The organism is Corynebacterium sp. HMSC08C04, from assembly GCF_001807495.1.
Classification (GTDB): domain Bacteria; phylum Actinomycetota; class Actinomycetes; order Mycobacteriales; family Mycobacteriaceae; genus Corynebacterium; species Corynebacterium simulans.
The window spans coordinates 46,407-67,429 of record NZ_KV789219.1 but is presented as its reverse complement, the minus strand read 5'-3'; the positions used below and the strand labels follow the sequence as shown (position 1 = coordinate 67,429).

The window sequence follows — 21,023 nt, the reverse complement described above, 5'->3', positions numbered from 1 at the left end:
ACAGCCGATTCGGAAGGTGCCAAAAGTGATGGCGTGCTCTTTATTTATCCTTATGGCACGCTAATTATGGGCGCTGCCGGTGCCACGGGGTTGGTTGCAAATATGAACCTTCCCGAGCCTGTTGAAGCGGTGCTGTTTCTTCCATTTATTGCTGCTTTTGTCATTGGGGCGATTGGTTTTACAGGCGCTTGGGATTCCGCTTCCGTGGTCTTTTGTGCCGCGTTGGGTCGTGGACATCCGCAAAGCGAAACGCGCTCGGAGGCGCGAGCGCAGGCAAGCTAAGAAAATGAAAAAGCAAGAAAAGAAGGAATAGGCTTGGGCTCCGCTAACCCAGTGTCCGAAGGCTGTGCGCAGTGGTCCGCTGTGGAGTCTGGGGTTGGGGACGTTTCAGTTTTGTGGGTGAAAGTAGCGGTGATGCGCGCTAGGCTTTCTGGCATGAAGTATCGGAACGTTAACACCAGCTCCGTCGCGGCGCTTGTCATGAGCCTTTTAGGCGCGGCGTTCTTTGCTTTGGGGCGGGTCATTTTTGACGTTGGCGGATGGGCCGCATTCTTCTCCATTCCGGCTGGGGATTCATAGCCATTGCGCTTCTTGGACTGTGGTTTATCCCTGTACGCAGCGTGAAGGAGGACGCGGATGCTGGGACGTATAAGGCCTTCGGGTGGCGTGAATCTTGGGCCTTCATCGCGGTGACGGCGTTTCTCTTCCTGACCGGCTTCTTTATGGTCGATTCCGGTGATACGGATGAAAGCGTGAAATCCGCCTTCACTCAGATTGTGGGGCGGTGGGCTTTAGATCTTTCCGCGGTCTTGTTTTGGCTCTGCTGTCTTGGGATGATTGCGTCCTACATCGTGGGCGTAGTTGTGGCGGTGAAAAGGCGGAAGACCGTTGCTGAGGACTCGACGCAGAGATCGGGCCCGGAAAACCTCGGTGAGGATGGCGGCCAGGACGGGCCCTAAATTGCCATTTTCCGGGCCTGCCGATTAATGTTGCTGGGAGCGGATTCGCTGTTTGTATCGTGCGCTAGTTGAATACTGGTGCCCTTAGCAGGCAGGGATACGCGGGGCTATAGCTCAGTCGGTTAGAGCCGCGGACTCATAATCCGCTGGTCCCGGGTTCGAGCCCCGGTGGCCCCACTCTTTGGGATTCTCATCACAAAGTGCCAGCGTACAGGGTGAATCTTTGTAATCTGAAGAAGCCTTAATTCTTCTCTTTCGGAGGTTCTCCCGATGTCTCGCTCTCTTGGTTTGATGGTAACTACTCTGGGCGCTGCCGCACTACTTGTAGGCTGCGGTGGGGGAGGCTCCGATTCTCAACCTACGTCGGAGCCAGCCACGACGACATCGCAGACCACCACTTCCTCTTCTAGCTCGGCTACTTCCACTACTTCTTCTGTCCAGCCTTCTGAAGTAACCCCGCCGCCGACGGAACCGGCGGTGCAGCCAGAGGTAAGTCCCGCGCAGGTAATGGAAGAAACCGTCCAGCAACAAGCCGGATTTTTGGCTCCACCAGCGGACGTTGATGCAAATGTCGATCCTGATGCAGGCGTCTACGTTGAACAGCCGGCTCCGGAAGCACCAGTTGTTGAGGAACAGCAGGCTCCAGCGCCGGCGCCAGCTGCTGCGTACTACGCAAACTGTGCAGCAGTTCGCGCCGCTGGTGCAGCCCCGATCTATGCGGGAGACCCTGGCTACAGCTCCGATCTTGATCGTGATGGTGACGGCGTAGCTTGTGAAAACTAGCTAAACGGTAACTGTTAAGGAGAGGGCATTTGCGCGGCGTCGCCAAGCATGTGCCCTTTCTTGTTGTGCCTGCCTAGTTGATAAATAGTGGTAGCAGAAACGCCATGCCTGTGCTCCAGACGAGGTGGAGCGTGGTGGCGGAGATGAGGTTGCCGGCGCGGCGGGCTTCGAGTGCGGCGATGCCGCCGATGAGTACGGATGCCACGAGCAGTAGGGGAATGCCCATGGCGGCGGTCACAGCGATGTAGAGGCCTACCTGCGCAATCAGTGATGCATAGAGCTGGCGCGTGGGTGGCATCGACGTGCGGTATGAAGGCCTTTAACAGTGGGGCAATCAAAGAGGGGCTCGACGCGGGAGGTCATGATTTAGTGTAATCGCGTACTGTCGAAAGTATTGACAACATCGCACTTGTCGACGTGTGCCGGGGGTCAGGAGAAAACATGAATAGCGATACCGCTGTGCGGGCACGGCTGGAGCTTGTCACGGCGGAAGGTGAGATTTGAAGGGCATACCTGCGTAGGGGAGTTCGGGAGGAACTAGTGGATGATTTCGAGTTTCCGGAGATGCCTCACGTGTATCTGCCGGCAGTCAATGCGGACGAGGGGCTGACGCGTTGGGAGTTTCTGCCGGGGGCGTTGGATGAGTTTCAGAAGCTTGAGGGAATCGATGAAGATGCTTTTCTCGAGATGCAACAACTTTTGCTGCGTTGGGGTGAGCGTGGCGCCCGAGAAGATGACGTTGCATTGGTGGAGCCATCGGGCAGGAGGGTTCTTAATGAAATTCTGAACCCGCCATGGTTAGGCGAGTTGAAAGGGTGGGGAACTGGTGAGAACGGCGAGGACCGTCATTTTCGACTGTACTTCCTCGATATTTCTTCGAGGCCGGGTGAACCGGCCCACCAGATGCTTGTGAGCTTGTGTAAAGAAAAGCGGATCTTTGATGACACGCGTCAGGGGGTTCGTAAGGCTAACGAGGCGCAGGATCGAGACATTTTGCTGGCTATGCGTCTAGGTAAGCAATGGTGTCAGAAAAATCGGGTCACTTTTCGGCAATGGCCGCCGAAATAGGGATGTGCATTAAAATGCACATAGCTTATGATGGGATGGAACATAGGGAATCAGGGGTGAATTGGTAATGGCGAAGTTAACGATCAAGCCGAAGGATGCGTTACCCGGGGACCTCATCGGGTCGCAAATGGACCTCATTGAGCAACTCGTGGAGTTTCGAAAACTGCGAGGTATGACGCAAAGCGAGGTGGCATCGCGCATGGGTGTCGATCGCTCTGTTGTCACCAAGTTTGAATCATTGGTGGGACTTGGGAAGAAGAACCACACAATGAAGATGATTCGTGCGTACGCAAACTCTGTTGAAGCGTATGTGGCGCACGTTGTGGTAGATGGTCGTATCCAGCATGGACGTGCTCCCTATGCCGAGCTTAAAGAAGAAATTGCTCGGCGGATTACTGCTTTGGCAAACGCGAATGAGGCTCACGAACAATTCTCTGAGGCTGGCCGTGGTCAGCTGGGAACGGACTTTGTATTCGCTGCCCCGGTAGCGTCCGTTGAAACAGGAGTACTGCAGCAGATGGACTACACAATGGAGGGGACTCTTGTCTAAAGAACAACGGGCTGGCTATGCGACGTGGCAGTTGCTTCGCGCTGAGGGGCAGCGCATCGGGGAACAACAGTCGAAGGATGTAGTGCAAACGAAAGGCCAAGTATCTTTCCAGGTTTCGCAAGGTCAGACTCGTGAGACTCTGGTGCTTGAAGTTCGCATTGATGTTGACGTGCCGGAGCGCGCGAAGTTGGCGCTGGCCCTGCGTGGTAACTGGCCAAAGCCGGAGCATAAAGAGTTAACGCCGGAAGAATTGGCTCAGCTTCTCTTGGGCTACAAGCTTGATGAGCTCGTTGCCGTGGTCAATTACGAATTGCAAAACCTAGCGCCTAAGTTTGGCGTGTCAGCACCCTCGATTCCGCAAGAGCAATTGGAAGCCCTACGCCAAAACGCTGCGGACAAAGAAGCGGAGTAGTCCGTGCCGTTCCTTGGGATAAGGCGGATGGCCTTTCCAAGCACGCAAGCATGCCGCGGCTCTCGGTGCGAACCTCGCATTGAACGCTGGCTGGAGCGGCGTCTTCTTCCGCTCGAAGCATAAGAGTCTGGCCGCCGTTTGGGCCGGCGCCTTGGCCGCAAGCTCCGCGGACCTCGTGCGCCGCGCCTGGAAGTCTGCACCCGAGCGCGGTGCGTTGCTAGCACCCTATGCGGCATGGACGGGCTTTGCCACCGTGCTCAGTGCGGAGATTGCGCGATTGAATCGCAGACACTAGCACTGCGACTGCGCTAGAGGATTGTGACTCGGCCATGCCAGAACGGCCCGCTATTTACGGTAAATGAGGCACCGGAGTTGCGATCGCCGTCTTTTTCGCAGGTAAGGGTGTCGCCAGCGGAACCGATGCGGCAATCGACGTTGTAGGTCTGGCCAGTGGTTGGGCTGGTGACTGTCACGGTCGTTTTCGGGACAGCAGTGACATGGGGGTTGCTTTGACTGTAGGTGTAGGTCGCTGCGGTTGCTGCCTTGTAGAGCTCCGCTACATAGGCGCAGGAGCTCATGCTGCCGGGGCGAACGGTGATGTCTGCGGGGAAGTCGTAGCAGTCGGTTGAAGCGATGGCATCGCCGTTGGGATAGGTGTTGCTGCCAGACTGGGTATCTGGATTTGCGGCGGCCCCGCTAGCGGCTTGGGCGTTGGCGCCCTCGCCGCTATTGCCCAGAGTTGGCTGTGGACCTTGATGTTCCTTTGCAGTGTCTTCGCTGGAGGTTGAACGGGCATCGGATTGCGTAGCGCCGGCAGCTTGAGAGAAAGAGGTTTCGGGCAATGCTTCGGAGGAATGCTCGCTGTTGTCGCTGCCATTGCTACAACCGGTCAAAAGAAGTGTTGCGGCAAGGGGCAGGGAAAGTAGGAGAGAAGAGAGTTTGTGCATAGGTGTATTCTAAGGCGATTGCCCAGCGCACTGCGGGAAACGGGGAATCTTCCCCTATGTGCGTTCCTTGCCTAAATTCGGCTTCGCGGAGCGTGTCAAGTTTTGTGTGGGGTTTGGTTTTCTTAGAGGTATTTATTGAAGCGGTCGGGGTATGCCACAGCCATTTGGTTGCTGGCTTGCTTCCAGCCGGAAGCCTTTCCGCCCTCGACAAGTCGGCTCGCTGACGCTGCGGCCCGTTTTCCTTTCTTGGCGCGTTGATCAGCGCGTTTGTCTTCAATAGTGCAGATCATCAACTACAGTGTCTATAGCGCGGATTCGTCGTTGGTAGGTTGCACTCGGTTGCGGGTGGCTTTACGCAGCTCATTGTTAAACGACTCGATAGAGTTCGTCGTGTAGATGACTTTCTTCAACGCCGCTGACACTTTCTTCCGGTCCCCGTAGGCTACCCACCGGTTGGCGGCACGAATCAGGCGCACGACACAGGTTTGCACCATGAAACCAGGCGACCGAGTCAGGTAAGCCTTTCAGCCCATCACAGCAGACAATTAAGACGTTCTTAACCCCACGGTTCGACAAGTTAGAGCTCACTTGTGCCCAAAACGACGCTCCTTCTTCTTTAGCTATCCATAGTCCCTAGATGTGCTTGATTGCTTCGATATCAACGCCGATGGCCATGTAGGCAGACTTGTTGATCACCCAGTGAAGTGCCCCGAGTTTTGTTCCTAGGTATTTGCCTTGATTTCTATTATTTCCTGTGGCGGGATCTGCTTCCAAAAGGTCAAGCCCGCGTCCGTGGTTCGGGCGCTTGCCCGCATCAATATTTTTGTTTTCGTCCCACGCCGCACCCCCGCTGGCGCTGGTAGCGTTTATACATACCGCAACCGACAGCCACGGGAGGCCTATTCTATGAACGGCGATGTTACTGAGTTGCTTGTATGCGCCGGGGTAGTGCTTGTCATGGTGCTCTACTGGACCTACTACATTAGGTGCGTGCGGAGGCAACCTAGATCGGAAAAATGGTACGACGATGTCGACTTTGTAGGCGCAGAAAGTGATGGCGTCCTTTTTATTTATCCTTACTGCTCGCTCATTATGGGCACTGCCGGCGCCATGGGGTTGGTCGCAAGTGCCAACCCTCCCGAGTTTGTCTACACGGTGCTGAAGGTTCCGTTCGTGGCAGTTTTCGTTATCGGAGTCATTGGATTTACGGGCGCGGTCGGGGTTCCGCTTCCTTGGCCTTTTGTTCCGCGTTGGGTCGTCGATATCCGCAAAGCAAAGCGTGCCCGAAGGCGTGAGCGCAGACAAGCCAGAAAAAGAGAAACGGAAGAATAGCTACTGCAGGAAGAGGCCATCTTGTCCAGCGTTCGCGGGGTGGCAGCGTCACGCTGCTGCGAGCGTTGCATGAATCACCGCATTCACATGAGCAAATGGAATCCGCTCCTGCTCAATGCGCAGCCGGCACGCAGTGAAGAGAAGGCGGTAGGCGCGCTGCTCTTCGGTGCTGAGGTGGGTAAGGGCGGCGGAGCCGTCGCCGGGGTCGGGGACAGCCAGGTGCTGGAATTCGGTGACGGTGGCTGTGTCCATGAGCAGTGACGTCGTGTGGGGGAAATGGGCGCGCACGGCGTTGAGGATGGCAAAGCCGGCGGCGTCGAGGTCGCCCCAGTAGGTGATGTGTCGTTCCGTCGGGGTACAACTCACGGCCGATAAAGCTCACGTGCCGGAGGGTATCTAACACCACGTTGCGCCAGCGGAGATCCTCTGGCTGGCTCGAGCCCAAACGGCTCAAGATCTTGTCCAACGCGTGGTAGCGCGCAAGGGCAGTCTCTGTATCATCGGAGCCGAATTCGCCCAAGCTGTGGGAGGTGGCGGCATCAAGATCCCGCTGGAAATCCTGGACCACCTGGCCGCGAGCATCCTTGACGTCGATGCGCACGGTGCGCTCACCGTTGAAGGGAGAGCGCTCCAGGGACTTGTTGATGAATTCCATGCGCCTCTCAATATCACTGCGAGCACGGCGCAGGTCAGTGGTGAGGTGGGAGAGGTTTCGCACGGTGGAGCCGTTGAGAAGCTCGAGGAAGCGGGCGCGGAAATCCGCCAGGCGGTCGGCGCGGTGACCGCGTGCGGCGTTATCGGCTCGATGTTGAGCAAGCCGGATAGCCGCCACTACTGCAGCCTCAAACTCCCGAACTGGCAGCCACCGGCTATCGCGTTCCCAATTGTCTGGACTGCACTTTATGCTGACATCGCGGTCATCAACTCGATCGTTCTTGCCGACCACATCGAAGAAGACACCGCCAAATCCAAAGCCGCAGCACGCAAGCATGCCGCGGTTCTCGGTGCGAACCTCGCATGGAATGCCGGCTGGAGCGGCGTCTTCTTCCGCTCGAAGCGTAAGAGGCTGGCCGCCGTTTGGGCCGGCGTCCTGGCCGCAAGCTCCGGGGACCTCGTGCGCCGCGCCTGGAAGTTCGCACCCGAGCGCGGTGCGTTGCTCGCACCCTATGCGGCATGGACGGGCTTTGCCACCGTGCTCAGTGCGGAGATTGTGCGGCTTAATCGGAAGCGCTAGGGATTCGCTAAAATTTCTAACGTGGCAGATTTTCAATTTCACCAGCAAATCGCAGTATTTGGTCAAGCCGGAAGCGGAAAGACCGTTCTACTTTCGTCTCTCTACGGACACCTGAATGAGCAAAGTGTTGTGGACTCGAACGGCTACCGCTTCTTGGCGCAAGAATCGACCGATGGAAATCGTCTCCTTCAGCGCTACTACGGCATGAAGGAGAAGAATGTAGCTCCTGCAGCCGATAAATTTGTGTCTTCGAAGTACGACTTCAAGTTGATGCCGATTTCGGAACCGTTGGGTGAGCGAAGCAAACGCCCACGCATCCACATCACTTGGCGTGACTACCCAGGTGAGTGGTTTGAATCGAAGCCCTCGAGCGAAATGGAAAAGGAAGATAGGTCAGCAACTTTCCGTGAGCTCGTCAAATCTGATGTGGCTTTGGTCCTAGTTGATGGCCAAAAGCTTGTGGACTATGAAGGCGATGAAGCTCGCTACCTGAAGTCGCTATTCACCACTTTGCGCAATATGCTGCTTACGGTTCGTGAAGAGATTCTCGATGGTCACGAGCAGCTTGAGCAATTCCCTCGCATTTGGGTTATTGCGCTGTCGAAGGCTGACTTGCTCCCTGAGATGACAGCGCATGATCTCCAAAAAATGATCATTTTGCATGCAGCAGATGAGCTGAACGGGTTGCGCCAGGTCCTCGCTGACTTGGTAGAGGGCGATAAGGCTCTTTCTGTTGGTGAGGACTACGCAGTACTTTCTTCTGCGGAGTTCGCCCACGGCGAAATCGACGTCGAGCAGCAAAAGGGCTTGGAGGCAATCCTCCCGCTGGCCACCATCTTTCCGATTGAGCGCTACCAACGTTGGGCAAAACTACGAATCCTTCCAGCCGCTCTCTTGGATGAAAAGTTGGCTAAGGCAGGCATTAGCCTCATTATGACTCTTGCCTCCGGCTTTAACGCACAGAGCTTCGCTCCGAACCTCCTTAAAAAGTTGCCTAGAAGGTTGGCAGGTAAGTGGGGCAAGGTTCAGTTGATTGAGCGAATTATCCAAGAGCTTGATAGTCTAGCTGTGCCAATGCTTGAAGAAAAACGCCAAAAGGCACTGGAGAATCACAACTTCTACGAGATGCTTCTATCCGATTTCGTTCTAAAGATTCGGCAGTCCATTGAAGACGGTTTCCTTAAGAGGTCGCCTCAATGGGGATAATTTGGGCGACTAGGGGAAAGAACTGGGGAAACTGCTTTCTCATGGATGGCGGTTTCCAGGACCCATTGCCGGAGTATCTTTCGGCTTTTTCTGGGCTGGAAAACTCTCGCGAGGTGTTCCAGAAGATGGGAGACCGCGTCATTATGAGGTTCGAAGACCCGGAAGGCCGACGCGATTGTTCCGGCCGCCCAATCGAGCATGATTTCGTCATTGATGGCCCAGAGCTGGAAGCGAAGTCTACGTTGGAAGAAGCACGCGACTTCGTTTGGCCGTTGGTAGCTGGCCAGTATGAAAAATGCTGGGCGGCGGACTCCGTCTAGCTAAGGCGCTGGGCGATACGCACTCTGCTGGCGAACCTACAAAACAAAGTGCGGCCCCTAACTGCGGCAAAGTGAACCGCATTGTGGATGAATTTGAAACCACCCCGCGGCGGCAGTGATTTACTGCGCCGCGGGGTGGCTATCTGAAGAAGAGGAAGTACTTTCGTACTTTGCCTGACTCTCTGCCGCTTTAGCGGTCGGTGGTCAGGGTGATGCCGTTGGTCTCGGCGGTCTGCTGCAGTGCAGTGAGAGCCTTGGCGTCCTTTTGCAGGTCGTAGGTCTCAGCGAAGCCGACATGGACATGAGTGGAATCGATGACGTTCAGCTCGAACAGCTTGTGGCCGGCTTCTTGCTCCAGCTGTGCAGCCTCGTGCTTCAAGGCGTTGATGCCGGTTGGCAGGTTCTCCTTGTTGGAGTCGGTGTTGCCGCCGAGGAGATCGGAGAAGTCCGGGCGGTTGCCGCCGAGCAGGGCGCTGCCGAGCTGCAGGAGGGCAGCAGGGTCGGCAGAGGACAGCTGGTTCAGCGGGGTGTCCGCGGTGATACCGGAGTCGGTTTCGCCGTTGGTGGTAGCACCGGTGTTGGTGGTTGCGGCGCCGTCGGCAGCCGGGGCGGTTGCGGCGGTGTCGGTGGTGGTGGCGTCAGCAGCCGGGGTTCCGGCTGTGGTCTCAGCGGCGGTGGCGTTGGCGGCACCGGCGATTACAACTGCGGGAAGTGCGGCGGCAATGGTTGCGCGGCGCAGGGCGTTCATGGAACGCATAGGATAAATCCTTTCTATCGTTGCGGTCTTTCGGACCACGGGTGATGTTAGGAAGCGTTTCTGTGGCGAAGCTGGCTTCTAGCTGTCGGCTTATTGCAAAGCAGACTCGATTGCTTTCAGGGATTCCTTGATGTGCGGGATGGTGCCTGCCACATGCGAGCCGGCATCGTTCGGGATGAAGGTGACGTTGCCGCCGCGCTCAGACCACTCCTTGGCCAGCTGCTCAGCAGTGGAGAAAGGAATCACATCGTCGCCGCGGCCGTGGGTGATGACCACCGGGATGGATGGGGCGTCGTAGCCAATGTGCTGGTCGGCCAGGATCTTGTCGTAAGGTGCCTCAGCGATGAACTCGTCGACGTTCTTGCCGTCGATGCTGACGTCTTCAATCTTCTTGCCCGCGAAGCTGGTCAGACCCAAGGTGCAGGAGTTGGTGGCGTTCTGCAGGACGGTCTTGCCCTCCTCATTGAGGTGGGAGTACAGGTCCACGTCGTAGGAGTTGCTCAGCCCCAGTAGAGCGAAGGACTCGAAGAGGAAGTAAAGCGTGCCGTCGAGAGCCGGCGGCAGCAAGGTCAGATCCGCAGGAGCGGCGCCGACGGTGGCGAGCTTGACGTTGAGCTCCGGGGCGTAGTCGTTGTAAAGCTCAGCGGCAGCAGCGGCGGCGCCACCACCCTGCGAGTAACCGTTGATGATGACCGGGTTATCGGCGTTGATATCCCAGCCTTCTAGCTGGCGGGCAGCGCGGGCGCTATCGAGCACGGCGTGTGCCTGCGAGACACGGTCCATGTAGGTATGCATGCCCGGGGTGCCCAGACCCTCGTAATCGGTGACCACGACTGCGTAGCCCTTCTTCAGGTACTGCTCAAAGAAGAACTGCTCGTAGTCACCCACGCCGTCGGCAATCTTGCGCGAAGGTGCGCAGCGGTCGGCCACACCCTGGGTGCCCGGTGCGAAGGCGATGAGCGGGCGCGGACCGTTGCCGGTCCACTCCGCCTTCGGCTCAATCACGATGCCGCTGACCGGAATCTTCTCACCCTTGCGGTTGGTGGAGGAGTATAGGATGCGCTGTGCCTTGTACGGGCCCACGTTGGTAATGCCCAGCGTGTTGGCGGGATTGCGCACGGCATCGGAGCGGAAGAGCTGGCCTGGCTCAGAGCCTTCGAGCTCGACTGGGTCGTGGTAGAAGGCCTTGTACTCGTCGCCGACCTTGTTATCGGAGGGGGCTGCGGCGTCGGTGCTTGGCGCGGCGTCGTCAAGCTCCTTGGCGTCGGTTGCGATGTCGGAGGCCTCAGCCGGGCTCTCGTCAGCGACTGGATCTTCGAGGGCCTTTTCAATGAGGGCGCTTTCAGGCAGCTCGGTGTTCGGAGCATCGGCAGCGACGGCGGCGGGGCAGATGCTGAAGGTCAGGCAAGCAGAAGCAAGCAGTGGCAGGTAGGTGCGCAGTGATTTTTGCACGGCAACGTCCTTTCTAGAGATCGGAGGAGTCTTAGTGTTTGTCTGGCTACGCCGTTAGGGGGCGGGGAGAGCGCTGCGCGGTGGAGCTGACACCGATTATTATTGGTTTAATTTTGCTAACTAACAATGGGGAAATGAATTTAATCCGTTTGTACAGGCCCGTATAGGGGTGTACACCGTTAGCATTACGTTTCCGGGCGGGCGTGCTTGAATGGAATCATGATTGATGCGCGCGATAGTCAGGCCCTCGATGTGGCCAAGCTGTACTACAACTCGCACCTATCCCAAGCGGAGGTAGCGCAGTGTCTGGGTATTTCGCGCCCTACCGTCTCCAAGCTTTTGCAGCATGCGCACGACCAGGGCTTCGTGGTCATCAGCATCAACGATCCTCGCGAACGCTCCGATGAGCTGGTGCGTGAGCTAAAGGAGCACTTCGCGCTTGCCGACGCCCGCGTGGTCACCACCCCACGCGGCGGCAACCTCATGCAGGACCTAGGCGCAGCTGGCGCCGCGCTGCTCGAAGAGCTCGTCCACGACGGCTCCAGCGTCGGCGTGTCCTGGGGCCAGACCATGTCCGCCGTGGCAGAGCACCTGCGCCAGCTGCCGCTCGAGGGGGTAAAGGTGGTGCAGCTCAAGGGCGGGCACTCGCACACGCAGCGCTCCACCAAGGACTTCGCCACCCTCCAGGGCTTTGCGCGCGCCTTCAATGCGGAGACCTTTATGCTGCCGCTGCCTGTCATTTTCGATTCGGCCGAGGCGAAGCAATGGGTGGAAAAGGATCGCCATATTGCCCACATCGTGGAGATGGGCTCCCAGGTCGACGTCGCGGTGTTCACGGTGGGCGCGGCCGCGCGCGAGTCTTTGGCGCTGAACCTGGGCTATCTCAGTGGGGAGGAAACGCAGCTCATCTTGGAGCGCGCGGTAGGCGATGTCTGCTCCCGCTTCTTTGACGCTGAAGGCCGCGTCGCTGTGCCCGAGGTGGACGCGCGAACGGTGAGCATTACTTTCGACGCCCTGGCGGCGCGGCCGGCACGCGTCCTCGTTGCCGGAGGGGCGGAAAAGGCCGACGCCATCCGGGTGGTACTCGAGCAAGGATTGGCCACGCATTTGGTCATCGATCACAACACGGCGCAGCGCGTTCTAGCAGGGGAGTGAGCCGTATCATAAAGGTGAACAAATGTAAATAGCATCATTGACATTTGTGCTGGCTGCGGTAGTGTAATGCCTGAAAGTCATTGTCCTTCCGATAGGAGTTCACCGTGTCTGAAGCCGCACACGCAAACGAATTTTCCACCGAAATCGCCACCCCGCACATCAACCCCAAGGGCGCGGAAATCGCAGAGACCATCTTGCTGCCAGGTGACCCACTGCGTGCAAAGTTCATCGCCGATACCTTCTTGGAAGACGTCGTCCAGTTCAACGAGGTCCGCAACATTCTCGGATTCACTGGCACCTACCAGGGCCACCGCGTCTCCGTCATGGGCACCGGCATGGGCATGCCTTCCATCGGCATCTACTCCTGGGAGCTAATCCACAACTACGGCGTGAAGAACCTGATCCGCGTCGGCTCCATCGGCGCACTGCAGGAGGACATCGACCTGCACGATGTCATCGTCGCCTCCGCCGCTTCCACCGACTCCAACTTCCTGAGCCAGTACAACCTGCCGGGCCAGTACTCTCCGACGGCTTCGTGGAAGCTGCTCAAGGCACTCGTCGATGAGGCAGAAAAGCAGAATGCCCACATCCACGTCGGCAATGTCTTGAGCTCCGATGTCTTCTACAACTTCGACCAGGCCGTCAATGACCGCTGGGCACACATGGGCGTGCTCGGCGTCGAGATGGAATCCGCTGCGCTTTATGCCACCGCTGCCGAGGCAGGCGTGAACGCCCTCGGTCTGTTCACCGTCTCTGACAACATCGCTGCCGATACCCACCTTTCGGCTGAGGAACGCCAGACCGCATTCCACACCATGATGAAGCTCGCACTGCCACTGGCAGGCCTGGACTAGGAAGGATGGCTTAAAAAGCCATGTCAAAAGCTACAAACGCTAAGCCATCGGGCGTCGTAAAGCGCGGCGTCGATGCAGCCCTCAACCCCAAGGCAGCCGTACCGGTGCTGCTATTCTGCTTCGTCTTCTCCCTCGTGGTGGATAATGGTTTCAAGACCATGACCATGCCGATTGCGCAAGGCTTGGGCATTGATGACAACACTGCCTCGCTGCAGGCATCCCTTGCTGGCGTCATCATCGGCATCGGCGCCGTGGTCTACGCGGCGCTGGCGGACTCCGTGTCCATCCGCAAGCTCATGATCACCGGTGTGCTCCTCGTGGCTGTCGGCTCGGTTATTGGTTTCGTGGGCTCGGGCTCTTGGCCCATCGTGCTGGCCGCCCGCCTGATTCAGACCACCGGCCTAGCCGCCGCGGAAACCCTGTACGTCATCTACGTGACCAAGCACCTATCTGAAGCAGACCAAAAGACCTACCTCGGCTTTTCCACCGCCGCCTTCCAAGCCGGCCTGCTGATTGGCGCGCTGACCTCCGGCTTTATCTCCACCTACATCTCGTGGACCGCGATGTTCCTCGTGCCGCTCATCCTGGTGCTGTGCATTCCTGCCATCCACAAGATGGTGCCCGAGGACGAAGCAGTGGAGTCAAGCCTGGACGTGCTCGGCCTTATCCTGGTTGGCTTCTTTGCCACCGCGCTGACCATGTTCATGCAGGCGTTCGACTGGAAGTGGCTCATCCTGGCCGTCGTGGCAGTGATTGGATTTACGCTGCACATCCGATCCGCTAAGGCGCCCGTGGTGCGCCCGGAATTCTTCACCAACGGCCGCTACGTGTGGGCAATCACCCTGGTGTTCTTCATCTACTCCACGCAGCTGGGCTACATCTTCCTGTTGCCATTTGCGGCCAACGAGCTGCACGGCATGAGCATTGACCGCGCCAGCCTACTGATGATTCCGGGCTACATCTGCGCCATCTTGGTCGGTGTCTTCTCCGGCAAGATCGGCAAAGTCCTGAACTCCCGCCAGACCATCTACACCGCACTGGTCATGATCGTCGGCTCCCTGGCCGTAGCCGCTCTCTTCGTACAGGAGCACGTCGCCGTGCTGGCCGTGACCATCGTGACCTTCGCATCTGGCTTCGCGCTGATGTATGCACCGCTGGTCAACACTGCGCTGCAAAACATCCCGGCCGCGAAGTCCGGCATTGCCATCGGCTTCTACAACCTGACCATCAACATCGCCATCCCGCTCGGCATCGCGTACACCGCAAAACTCATTGACGTAAGCGATGGCTTCAACCTTGCCCTCGGCGTGCTGACCGCCGTTGGCGCATGTGGCGCCGTCCTCTACGTCGTGGCCGACCGCGTTATGGCGCGCAGTGAAGCGCGCGAGGCGCGATCGGCGTCTCGCGCGGATTCCGTCGACGCTTCCGAAACACTCGCTTAAAGGAGAAGAAATGTCATCCAACGTCGCATCCATGATCGACCACACCCTGCTCAAGCCGGAAGCCACCGCGCAGGACGTCGCCGCACTCATCGAGGAAGCCCAGCGCCTGGGCACCTACTCGGTGTGCATTTCCCCGTCCCAGCTGCCGGTCGAGGTTCCCGAGGGCCTACAGGTGGCAACCGTCGTGGGCTTTCCCTCCGGCGCCGTCAAGCCGGAGATCAAGGCCGCCGAGGCAGGCCTTGCCGTGGACAACGGCGCCGAAGAAATCGACATGGTCATCAACATCGCGCTGGCCATTGAGGGCCGCTTCGACGCACTTGAGGAAGAGATCCGCATCGTGCGCAGCGCCTGCCAGGGCAAGGTCCTGAAGGTCATCATTGAGTCCGCCGCGCTTTCCGACGACGCGATTGTCGCCGCCTGCCGCGCCGCCGAGGCTGCCGGCGCTGACTTCGTCAAGACCTCCACCGGCTTCCACCCAGCCGGCGGCGCCAGCGTTCACGCAGTAAAGCTCATGGCAGATACCGTGGGCGGCCGTCTCGGTGTGAAAGCCTCCGGCGGCATTCGTACTGGCGCGGACGCGCAGGCGATGATCGACGCCGGCGCCACCCGCCTCGGCCTGTCTTCCTCCGCTGCGGTGCTGGCGGACCTAGAAAACTAGTGGCTTAGAAGCTGAATCGAGGAAACAATGTCACTTGTTGAATACGCTCGCACCTGGGCCGAACACGACCCAGACCCGTTAACCCGTGACGAGGTCTTGGACTGGATTGAGGCTGGCGACGAAGCTGCTTTGTCCGCCGGCTTCGCTGGCCCGTTGGCCTTCGGCACCGCTGGCCTGCGCGCCGCCGTTGGGGCAGGCGAGTCCCGCATGAACCGTGCCGTGGTCATCCGCACCACCTATGGCTTGGTTTCGTGGCTAAAGCAGCAGGTGGAAAACCCAGTCGTGGTCATCGGCTGCGATGCCCGCTACGGCTCGGCCGATTTCTACCAGGATGCTGCGGAGGTCATCTCCGCTGCCGGCGGCCGTGCCCTGGTGCTGCCCAAGCAGAACCCCACGCCGCTGACCGCTTATAGCGTGCGCGAGCTCGGCGCCGACGCCGGCATCATGGTCACCGCCTCCCACAACCCGCCAGCCGATAATGGCTACAAGGTTTACCTGGGCGGCCGCGTGGCCACCGGCGACGCCAACGGCGTGCAGCTGGTCTCCCCGGCGGATGCAGAGATCTCAGCGGCTATTGCTGCGGCGCCGCCTGCCGACGAAGTGCCGCGTTCCGCCGACAACATCGAGGAAGTCGATACCCGCGCGCAGTACCTCGAGCGCGCCGCCAAGCTGGTGGGGCAGTCCACCAGCGCCAAGATTGCGCTGACTGCCATGCACGGCGTGGGCGCAAAGCTGGGCACCGCGCTGCTCGAGAAGGTCGGCTTCGAGGTTTCCCTCGTGCCGGAACAGGCCGAGCCGGACCCGGATTTCCCAACCGTTTCCTTTCCCAACCCGGAAGAGCCCGGCGCTCTGGACCTGGGCAAGGCGCACGCGGAAAAGATCGGCGCGGACATCCTTATTGCATACGACCCGGATGCTGACCGTTGCGCGGCCGCTATCCCGACGCACGGTGCGCAAGGCGGCGTCGTCTGGCGTCAGCTCACCGGCGACGAGACCGGCGCCTTGCTGGGTGACTACCTGGCGCGCAGGGGAGTGGGTGGAACGTTTGCTAACTCGCTGGTTTCCTCGCGTCTGCTGGGCCGCATTGCCGCGCACTACGGCCTGCCGCATGAGGAAACACTCACCGGTTTCAAGTGGATTGCCCGCACCCATGACTTGAGCTTTGGTTACGAGGAAGCCATCGGCTTTTGCCCCGACCCGCAGGCCGTGCGCGACAAAGACGGCGTTGCCACCTCGGTGGTTCTGGCCAGCCTGGCCTCGGAGTGCAAGGATGCAGGCATCACCCTGCAGGATCGCCTCGCAGAGATTTACTCCACCGTGGGCCGCCTGGCCACCGCTCCGCTGACCTTCCGTGTGGAAGACCTTTCGCTGATTACCCGCGGCATGGAAAAGATCACCTCGACCCCACCGACTCAACTGGCGGGCTCGGAGATTGCAAAGGCAGAGAAGTTTGCCCAAGGCATGAAGCTCTACACCGTGGACGATGACCGCGTCATCGTGCGCCCGTCCGGCACCGAGCCGAAGCTCAAGTGCTACTTGGAGTCCCCGGATCCGGCCCGCCTGGATGCCATTGCAGAGGATCTGCGGGTCTTTTTCGACATGTAGCTGCAAGTTCTTTGCCTTGGGCCGTGATGCCTGGAAGGAGATGGGGCGTAACGCTGAGCGCGTTACGCCCCCTTTCGCGTCTGGTGCCATTAATTTTAAGAAATTTATGGGTTGTGACCTAACCGTTACCTAACCCTATAAGCTGGCTTTTAACGCTTGAATGAAGACATTTCACAGGTTTATGGCAGGCGATGTCCATACATTGCGGTGGCGGAATCTCGCGACTTCCGTACTGTGGGCTTCAGCGCCGTAAAGCGAGCTAGCACAAACGCTTAGGCTTTCCAAACGGCCTGATAGTTACCTATTTTTTAAAGAAAGAGGAGATCATGACTAACCAGAATGTACGCGATATCAAGGACCTGTTCAACAAGACCGCATACGACGTAAACGGCGACAAGCTGGGCTCCGTCAAGGAAGTATTCGTTGATGACAACTCCGGTCAGCCAACCTTCGTTGAGGTTAGCCACGGTCTGTTCGGCATGAGCGAGTCCATCGTTCCGATGCGCGGCCACAAGTTCGCTGGCGAAGATGACCTCATCCTCGCATTCGACAAGGAGCGCATCAAGGATGCTCCAAGCGTTGACACCGACAAGGCTCTTAGCGCAAACGACCAGAACGAAATCTTCCGCCACTACGGCGTTGACACCATGAAGGACGAGCAGGCCTACACCGGTGGCCGCCACGACGTTTCCGATAAGAACAAGGCTGGCCTGGCTGCTGGCGCTGGTGCAGGTGCAGGCGTTGGCGCTGCTGCTGGTGCAGAGCACGCTGCTGGTGCAGAGCACAAGGAGCACGCTCACAAGGACCACGTTGCTGGCACCGAGGCTGCAGACCACACCAAGAACGCTGGCCACACCCACGCTGACGTTGATGGCCGCGATTCCCTGGTTCGTTCCGAGGAGCAGCTGGACGTTAACAAGGAGCGCGTCGAGACCGGTGAGGTTCGCCTGCGCAAGTATGTCGTAACCGAGACCGAGAACGTTGAGGTTCCGGTTACCCGCGAAGAGGTTCGCGTCGAGCGCACCCCAATCTCCGAGGAAGAGGCTGCTTCCTTGCGCGGCAAGAATAACCTGACCGATGACGAAGCATCCGTCACCCTCCACGAGGAGCGCGTCCGCGTTGAGAAGGACACCGTTCCGGTTGAGAAGGTTGAGCTGAACAAGAAGCAAGTTACCGACACCGAGCGCGTCTCCGAGGATCTGCGCAAGGAGCGCATCGAGACCGAGGGTGTAGACGGCAAGACCACCAAGTAAAAACTTGGATAGTACTAGGTAGCTAGTACCTAGTACAGACACCTCCTAAATAGGCCGCTGGCAGTATTGCCGGCGGCCTATTTGTCTTTATGTCTTTCTCGCTTCCTCCCGCGTTCGGAAAAGACTAGGAACTTCCCTGCCGTAGGGCGCCTCTGCCCATAGACTGGAATCATGAATGTTGAGGTGGATCCGCTGATTGAGGCGCTGTACTACTGGTCCGACGTCAGCGGCGTGTTATTGATGGGGATCATCGGTGGCACGCTTGCTCGCCAGCGCGGCTATGACATTGTGGGCTTTTTCTTTATCGCGATGTTCTCAGCCTTGGGCGGCGGCATGATCCGTGACGTCCTCATCAACCGCGGCACTGTCGCTGCCATGTCGCAGCCGGAATACCTCTACCTTGCTTTCGCCGGCGCGCTGATTGCACGATTCTTCTACTTCAAAGGCAGAACCTGGGACTATATTCAATCTCACGGGGATGCCATAGTCTCCGCGCTGTGGGCAGCCACCGGTACCGTGAAGGCGCTGACCTATGGCCTGCCGCTTATCCCATGCGTGATGATGGGCGTGTTTACTGCAACGGGCGGTTCCATGATCCGTGACATCAGTATGGGCCGCGAGCCAGCCGTCTTCGGCGATAATCAGCCCACGGTGATCCCCGCGGTGGCCTGTGCCGCAGTGGTGCTCGTGGCCGATTCCTTCGACCACCTGGCCACTGGCATGCTGGTGGGGCCGGTCGTTTCCTTCATCCTGACCTTGTTCGGCATCTGGGCCGGCTGGCGCATTCCTGCCCGCCAGGAATGGGCGCCGCTGAACGATACTGCGGCGCAGGTCATGCTGCTCGCGCGTAAGGCCGAGAACAAAGGCCGGGCAGTGGGGCGTCGCCTAGAGCCCACCAAGGTGCGCAGCTGGCGGCACCAACAGATGGAAAAAGCCCTGCAGCGCCGCATCGAAAAGCAAGTGCAAAATGGTCGCCTCCGTGCGGCCGCCACCAGCGATGCCACCGAGCTGCTTGAGTCCTTCACCGACACCATGGAGCAGCTCCACGGCGAGGCCATCCCAGCCACCGACTCCGATTCTGCCGCGAAGAATGAGGAAGCTCTAAGCCAAGAATCCAAGGGCATCCTGCAGGAAATCGGCGTGGACTTAAGCGGCGATTCCTATGAGGACTATGACGAGGATGAACCGCTGCTCGATCCAAAAATGCTCAAGGAGCAGCGTGAGAACCTAGACATCGTGCTCTCGGATGAAAAGCTGACCGATGAGTTGGTGGAGCACTTAGTCCAGCGCTATAAGAAGCAGAATTAAAAAGTGGATACTTAAGTGTAAAAACTCACCTTTTCTTCTGCTTTAGCTGGGCAATCATATAAGCTTATGCGGTGGAATCATTCAGGACTTTCCGAGGCGATTCCTTATATAAGTGGAAAGGGGGAAAACGTCATGTTAAAGCGCGTATTAAGCGTTAGCGCAGCCGCCACCCTGGTATTGGCATTATCGGCGTGTGTTCCCCCAGACCAGACCCCGGATATCTCGGGCGTTGACTTCATCACCACTGACGGCGCGGAGCCGCAGAACCCGCTGCTGCCAGCGGATATCAACGATGTGCCGGCCGCGACCATCGTTAATCTCATCTACTCCGGCTTGGTCTACCTCAACGAGGAAGGCGAGGCGGAATACGACGTTGCTCAGAAGATTACCCAGACCTCGCCTACTGAATACGACGTCGTCTTGCGTGAGGATGCGAAGTTCTCCGACGGCTCTTCAGTTCGTGCGCGTGACTTCGTGGATTCCTGGAACGCAGCTGTTCAAAACAACATGCTTTCCTCCTACTTCTTCAAGCCGATTCTGGGATTTGGGGAGGGCGAGCCCACCATGCGTGGTCTTAAGGTAACAGGCGATAGAACCTTCCACATTGAGCTGGCCGAGCCTACCGCGAACTTCGTGAAACGCCTGGGCCATTCGGTCTTTTTCCCCATGCATCCTTCAGCCGAGAAGGGCTATGACGCATATGGCATGAACCCCATCGGCAACGGTCCGTACCGCCTGGCGCGCTGGGATAGGGATGAAAAGATCAACCTTATCCCAAACGCGGAATATGTCGGCCCGCGAAAGTCCCGTAACGAGGGGCTGGAGTTTCGCTTTTATGAGACCGAAGAGGAATCCTATGCTGCCCTGCAGCGCGGCGAGCTGGACTTGGTCACGGATGTGCCGATCACGCATATCCACCGCTTTGAGGAGGAACTGGACGGGCGAAGCTTCAACGAGACTTCCGCCATGTTCAGCTTCATCACCATCCCGGCCAATGACCCGATGTTCCGCGGAGAGGCCGGCGCTTTGCGACGCCGCGCCATCTCCATGTCCTTCGATCGCACCCGCATCGCGCACGAAGTCTTGGACGATACTGTCACTCCGGTTACATGTTTTGCCACCCAAAAATATTGCCCTGAGATGGGGATGATTCCGGGTCAGGAAGTGCTGGTTTATAACCCAGAAAAGGCACGCGAACTGTGGGCAAAGGCTGATGCCATCTCGCCGTGGACGGGGCCATTTCTTCTGGGATATAACGCGGATGGCGGGCATGCGGAATGGGTCGATGCGGTAACTAAACAGGTTTCAGAGACACTTGGTATCGAGGCTTATGGCCGTGCTTTCTCGACCTTTAAGAAGTACCGGCAAGCCGTAACGGACCGTCAGATGCGCGGTTCCTTCCGTTCCAGCTGGCAGGCTGCGTACCCCTCGGAGGTCAACTTTCTGGAGCCGGTCTTCGCATCTAGCTCGTTGCTCAACGAGTCCGGCTTTAATAACCCGGAATTCGACAGGCTGCTCAAGGAAGCCAATTCCGAACTCGATAAAAAGGTCCAAGAGCAAAAACTGCTTGCAGCGCAGTCCATCCTTTTGCATGACCTGCCGGCGCTGCCGCTGTGGGAATCCAACGTGGTTGGCGGCTATGACACCGATATCGCGCGTCCACATTTCAGCTGGAAGGGAAAGCCGTTTTACTTTGAGCTGACTCGCGACAAAGGCTAACAGCGCATT

24 protein-coding genes, 1 tRNA gene and 2 pseudogenes are annotated in these 21,023 nt (G+C 58.3%); 21 read left to right on the top strand and 6 right to left on the bottom strand.

Translation table 11 applies throughout. The features are described 5' to 3' along the window. Nucleotides 1–33: 33 nt before the first annotated feature. The 5 genes from HMPREF3169_RS13435 (at nt 34) to HMPREF3169_RS13430 (ending at nt 1,742) form a co-directional block, all read left to right on the top strand. Nucleotides 34–282 (top strand): hypothetical protein, encoded by a 249-nt coding sequence (locus HMPREF3169_RS13435; protein ID WP_246815618.1) that lies wholly within the window; start codon nt 34–36, stop codon nt 280–282. A gap of 153 nt (nt 283–435) precedes the next feature. Further along, on the top strand, nt 436–579 hold the full coding sequence (locus tag HMPREF3169_RS13155) for a hypothetical protein (protein WP_168162630.1): 144 nt from the start codon (nt 436–438) through the stop codon (nt 577–579). Between the two features lie 41 nt (nt 580–620). Then, nucleotides 621–959, top strand: a complete 339-nt coding sequence (locus tag HMPREF3169_RS08280) for a hypothetical protein (RefSeq protein ID WP_070432665.1) — start codon at nt 621–623, stop codon at nt 957–959. A gap of 103 nt (nt 960–1,062) precedes the next feature. Next, nucleotides 1,063–1,136: transfer RNA gene (locus tag HMPREF3169_RS08275), tRNA-Ile, on the top strand. Nucleotides 1,137–1,229: 93 nt separating this feature from the next. Next, complete coding sequence (locus HMPREF3169_RS13430) at nt 1,230–1,742, top strand: excalibur calcium-binding domain-containing protein (RefSeq protein ID WP_083286104.1); 513 nt, start codon at nt 1,230–1,232, stop codon at nt 1,740–1,742. 73 nt (nt 1,743–1,815) lie between these two features. Here the strand turns inward: HMPREF3169_RS13430 and HMPREF3169_RS08265 are convergent, their stop codons facing one another. Beyond that, on the bottom strand, nt 1,816–2,040 hold the full coding sequence (locus tag HMPREF3169_RS08265) for a hypothetical protein (RefSeq protein ID WP_070456112.1): 225 nt from the start codon (nt 2,038–2,040) through the stop codon (nt 1,816–1,818). Between the two features lie 242 nt (nt 2,041–2,282). On the opposite strand from HMPREF3169_RS08265, the gene HMPREF3169_RS08260 reads away from it, so the two are divergent. The 4 genes and pseudogenes from HMPREF3169_RS08260 to HMPREF3169_RS12780 all read left to right on the top strand — a co-directional run. After that, on the top strand, nt 2,283–2,810 hold the full coding sequence (locus HMPREF3169_RS08260) for a hypothetical protein (protein WP_070456111.1): 528 nt from the start codon (nt 2,283–2,285) through the stop codon (nt 2,808–2,810). A gap of 67 nt (nt 2,811–2,877) precedes the next feature. Then, nucleotides 2,878–3,360, top strand: coding sequence for a helix-turn-helix domain-containing protein (locus HMPREF3169_RS08255; RefSeq protein WP_062043774.1), 483 nt, complete (start codon nt 2,878–2,880; stop codon nt 3,358–3,360). Beyond that, nucleotides 3,353–3,772 (top strand): hypothetical protein, encoded by a 420-nt coding sequence (locus tag HMPREF3169_RS08250; protein ID WP_148132114.1) that lies wholly within the window; start codon nt 3,353–3,355, stop codon nt 3,770–3,772. The genes HMPREF3169_RS08255 and HMPREF3169_RS08250 overlap by 8 nt, the downstream gene beginning before the upstream one ends. A 58-nt stretch (nt 3,773–3,830) precedes the next feature. Continuing rightward, nucleotides 3,831–4,067: pseudogene (locus HMPREF3169_RS12780) on the top strand (tryptophan-rich sensory protein); the annotation flags it as partial. A gap of 13 nt (nt 4,068–4,080) precedes the next feature. On the opposite strand, the gene HMPREF3169_RS08245 reads toward HMPREF3169_RS12780, so the two are convergent. Beyond that, nucleotides 4,081–4,719 carry a hypothetical protein gene (locus tag HMPREF3169_RS08245; protein ID WP_061923848.1) on the bottom strand — a complete coding sequence of 213 codons (639 nt, stop codon included), beginning with the start codon at nt 4,717–4,719 and terminating at the stop codon, nt 4,081–4,083. 122 nt (nt 4,720–4,841) lie between these two features. Continuing rightward, nucleotides 4,842–5,415: pseudogene (locus HMPREF3169_RS12995) on the bottom strand (transposase); the annotation flags it as partial. 39 nt (nt 5,416–5,454) lie between these two features. On the opposite strand from HMPREF3169_RS12995, the gene HMPREF3169_RS08230 reads away from it, so the two are divergent. Then, nucleotides 5,455–6,051 carry a hypothetical protein gene (locus HMPREF3169_RS08230; RefSeq protein ID WP_246815617.1) on the top strand — a complete coding sequence of 199 codons (597 nt, stop codon included), beginning with the start codon at nt 5,455–5,457 and terminating at the stop codon, nt 6,049–6,051. A gap of 48 nt (nt 6,052–6,099) precedes the next feature. On the opposite strand, the gene HMPREF3169_RS08225 is transcribed toward HMPREF3169_RS08230, so the two are convergent. Next, nucleotides 6,100–6,417, bottom strand: coding sequence for a Wadjet anti-phage system protein JetD domain-containing protein (locus HMPREF3169_RS08225; RefSeq protein ID WP_061923842.1), 318 nt, complete (start codon nt 6,415–6,417; stop codon nt 6,100–6,102). A gap of 103 nt (nt 6,418–6,520) precedes the next feature. Here HMPREF3169_RS08225 and HMPREF3169_RS13425 point away from each other — a divergent pair, with 103 nt between their 5' ends. Genes HMPREF3169_RS13425 through HMPREF3169_RS08210 form a run of 3 tightly spaced genes read left to right on the top strand, consistent with a single transcriptional unit; the run spans nt 6,521 to nt 8,811 of the window. Next, the gene (locus HMPREF3169_RS13425; protein WP_246815616.1) at nt 6,521–7,285 is read left to right on the top strand and encodes a TspO/MBR family protein; all 765 of its coding nucleotides are present in this window, start codon (nt 6,521–6,523) and stop codon (nt 7,283–7,285) included. A gap of 21 nt (nt 7,286–7,306) precedes the next feature. Beyond that, nucleotides 7,307–8,491, top strand: a complete 1,185-nt coding sequence (locus HMPREF3169_RS08215) for a TRAFAC clade GTPase domain-containing protein (protein ID WP_070456109.1) — start codon at nt 7,307–7,309, stop codon at nt 8,489–8,491. A gap of 41 nt (nt 8,492–8,532) precedes the next feature. Beyond that, a complete protein-coding gene (locus HMPREF3169_RS08210; RefSeq protein WP_235591067.1) occupies nt 8,533–8,811 on the top strand; it encodes a hypothetical protein in 279 nt (92 codons plus the stop codon). 190 nt (nt 8,812–9,001) lie between these two features. On the opposite strand, the gene HMPREF3169_RS08205 is transcribed toward HMPREF3169_RS08210, so the two are convergent. Further along, complete coding sequence (locus tag HMPREF3169_RS08205; RefSeq protein WP_070456108.1) at nt 9,002–9,568, bottom strand: hypothetical protein; 567 nt, start codon at nt 9,566–9,568, stop codon at nt 9,002–9,004. A gap of 90 nt (nt 9,569–9,658) precedes the next feature. Then, nucleotides 9,659–11,020 (bottom strand): lipase family protein, encoded by a 1,362-nt coding sequence (locus tag HMPREF3169_RS08200; protein WP_070432656.1) that lies wholly within the window; start codon nt 11,018–11,020, stop codon nt 9,659–9,661. A gap of 219 nt (nt 11,021–11,239) precedes the next feature. On the opposite strand from HMPREF3169_RS08200, the gene HMPREF3169_RS08195 reads away from it, so the two are divergent. From HMPREF3169_RS08195 to HMPREF3169_RS08160, 8 genes are all read left to right on the top strand, one after another. After that, the gene (locus HMPREF3169_RS08195; protein WP_061923827.1) at nt 11,240–12,175 is read left to right on the top strand and encodes a sugar-binding transcriptional regulator; all 936 of its coding nucleotides are present in this window, start codon (nt 11,240–11,242) and stop codon (nt 12,173–12,175) included. A gap of 104 nt (nt 12,176–12,279) precedes the next feature. Beyond that, nucleotides 12,280–13,029: a purine-nucleoside phosphorylase gene (deoD, locus tag HMPREF3169_RS08190; RefSeq protein WP_061923823.1), complete on the top strand. Its 750-nt coding sequence runs from the start codon at nt 12,280–12,282 to the stop codon at nt 13,027–13,029. Between the two features lie 20 nt (nt 13,030–13,049). Next, complete coding sequence (locus HMPREF3169_RS08185) at nt 13,050–14,471, top strand: MFS transporter (protein WP_070456107.1); 1,422 nt, start codon at nt 13,050–13,052, stop codon at nt 14,469–14,471. Nucleotides 14,472–14,481: 10 nt separating this feature from the next. Continuing rightward, a complete protein-coding gene (deoC, locus tag HMPREF3169_RS08180; RefSeq protein WP_070456106.1) occupies nt 14,482–15,129 on the top strand; it encodes a deoxyribose-phosphate aldolase in 648 nt (215 codons plus the stop codon). Nucleotides 15,130–15,156: 27 nt separating this feature from the next. Next, nucleotides 15,157–16,734, top strand: coding sequence for a phospho-sugar mutase (locus HMPREF3169_RS08175; protein ID WP_070456105.1), 1,578 nt, complete (start codon nt 15,157–15,159; stop codon nt 16,732–16,734). Between the two features lie 326 nt (nt 16,735–17,060). Continuing rightward, on the top strand, nt 17,061–17,987 hold the full coding sequence (locus HMPREF3169_RS08170; RefSeq protein ID WP_070456104.1) for a PRC and DUF2382 domain-containing protein: 927 nt from the start codon (nt 17,061–17,063) through the stop codon (nt 17,985–17,987). A 171-nt stretch (nt 17,988–18,158) separates the two neighbouring features. Next, nucleotides 18,159–19,295: a trimeric intracellular cation channel family protein gene (locus tag HMPREF3169_RS08165; protein WP_070456103.1), complete on the top strand. Its 1,137-nt coding sequence runs from the start codon at nt 18,159–18,161 to the stop codon at nt 19,293–19,295. Nucleotides 19,296–19,427: 132 nt separating this feature from the next. After that, nucleotides 19,428–21,014, top strand: a complete 1,587-nt coding sequence (locus HMPREF3169_RS08160) for a peptide ABC transporter substrate-binding protein (RefSeq protein WP_070456102.1) — start codon at nt 19,428–19,430, stop codon at nt 21,012–21,014. The last annotated feature ends 9 nt before the right edge of the window (nt 21,015–21,023 follow it).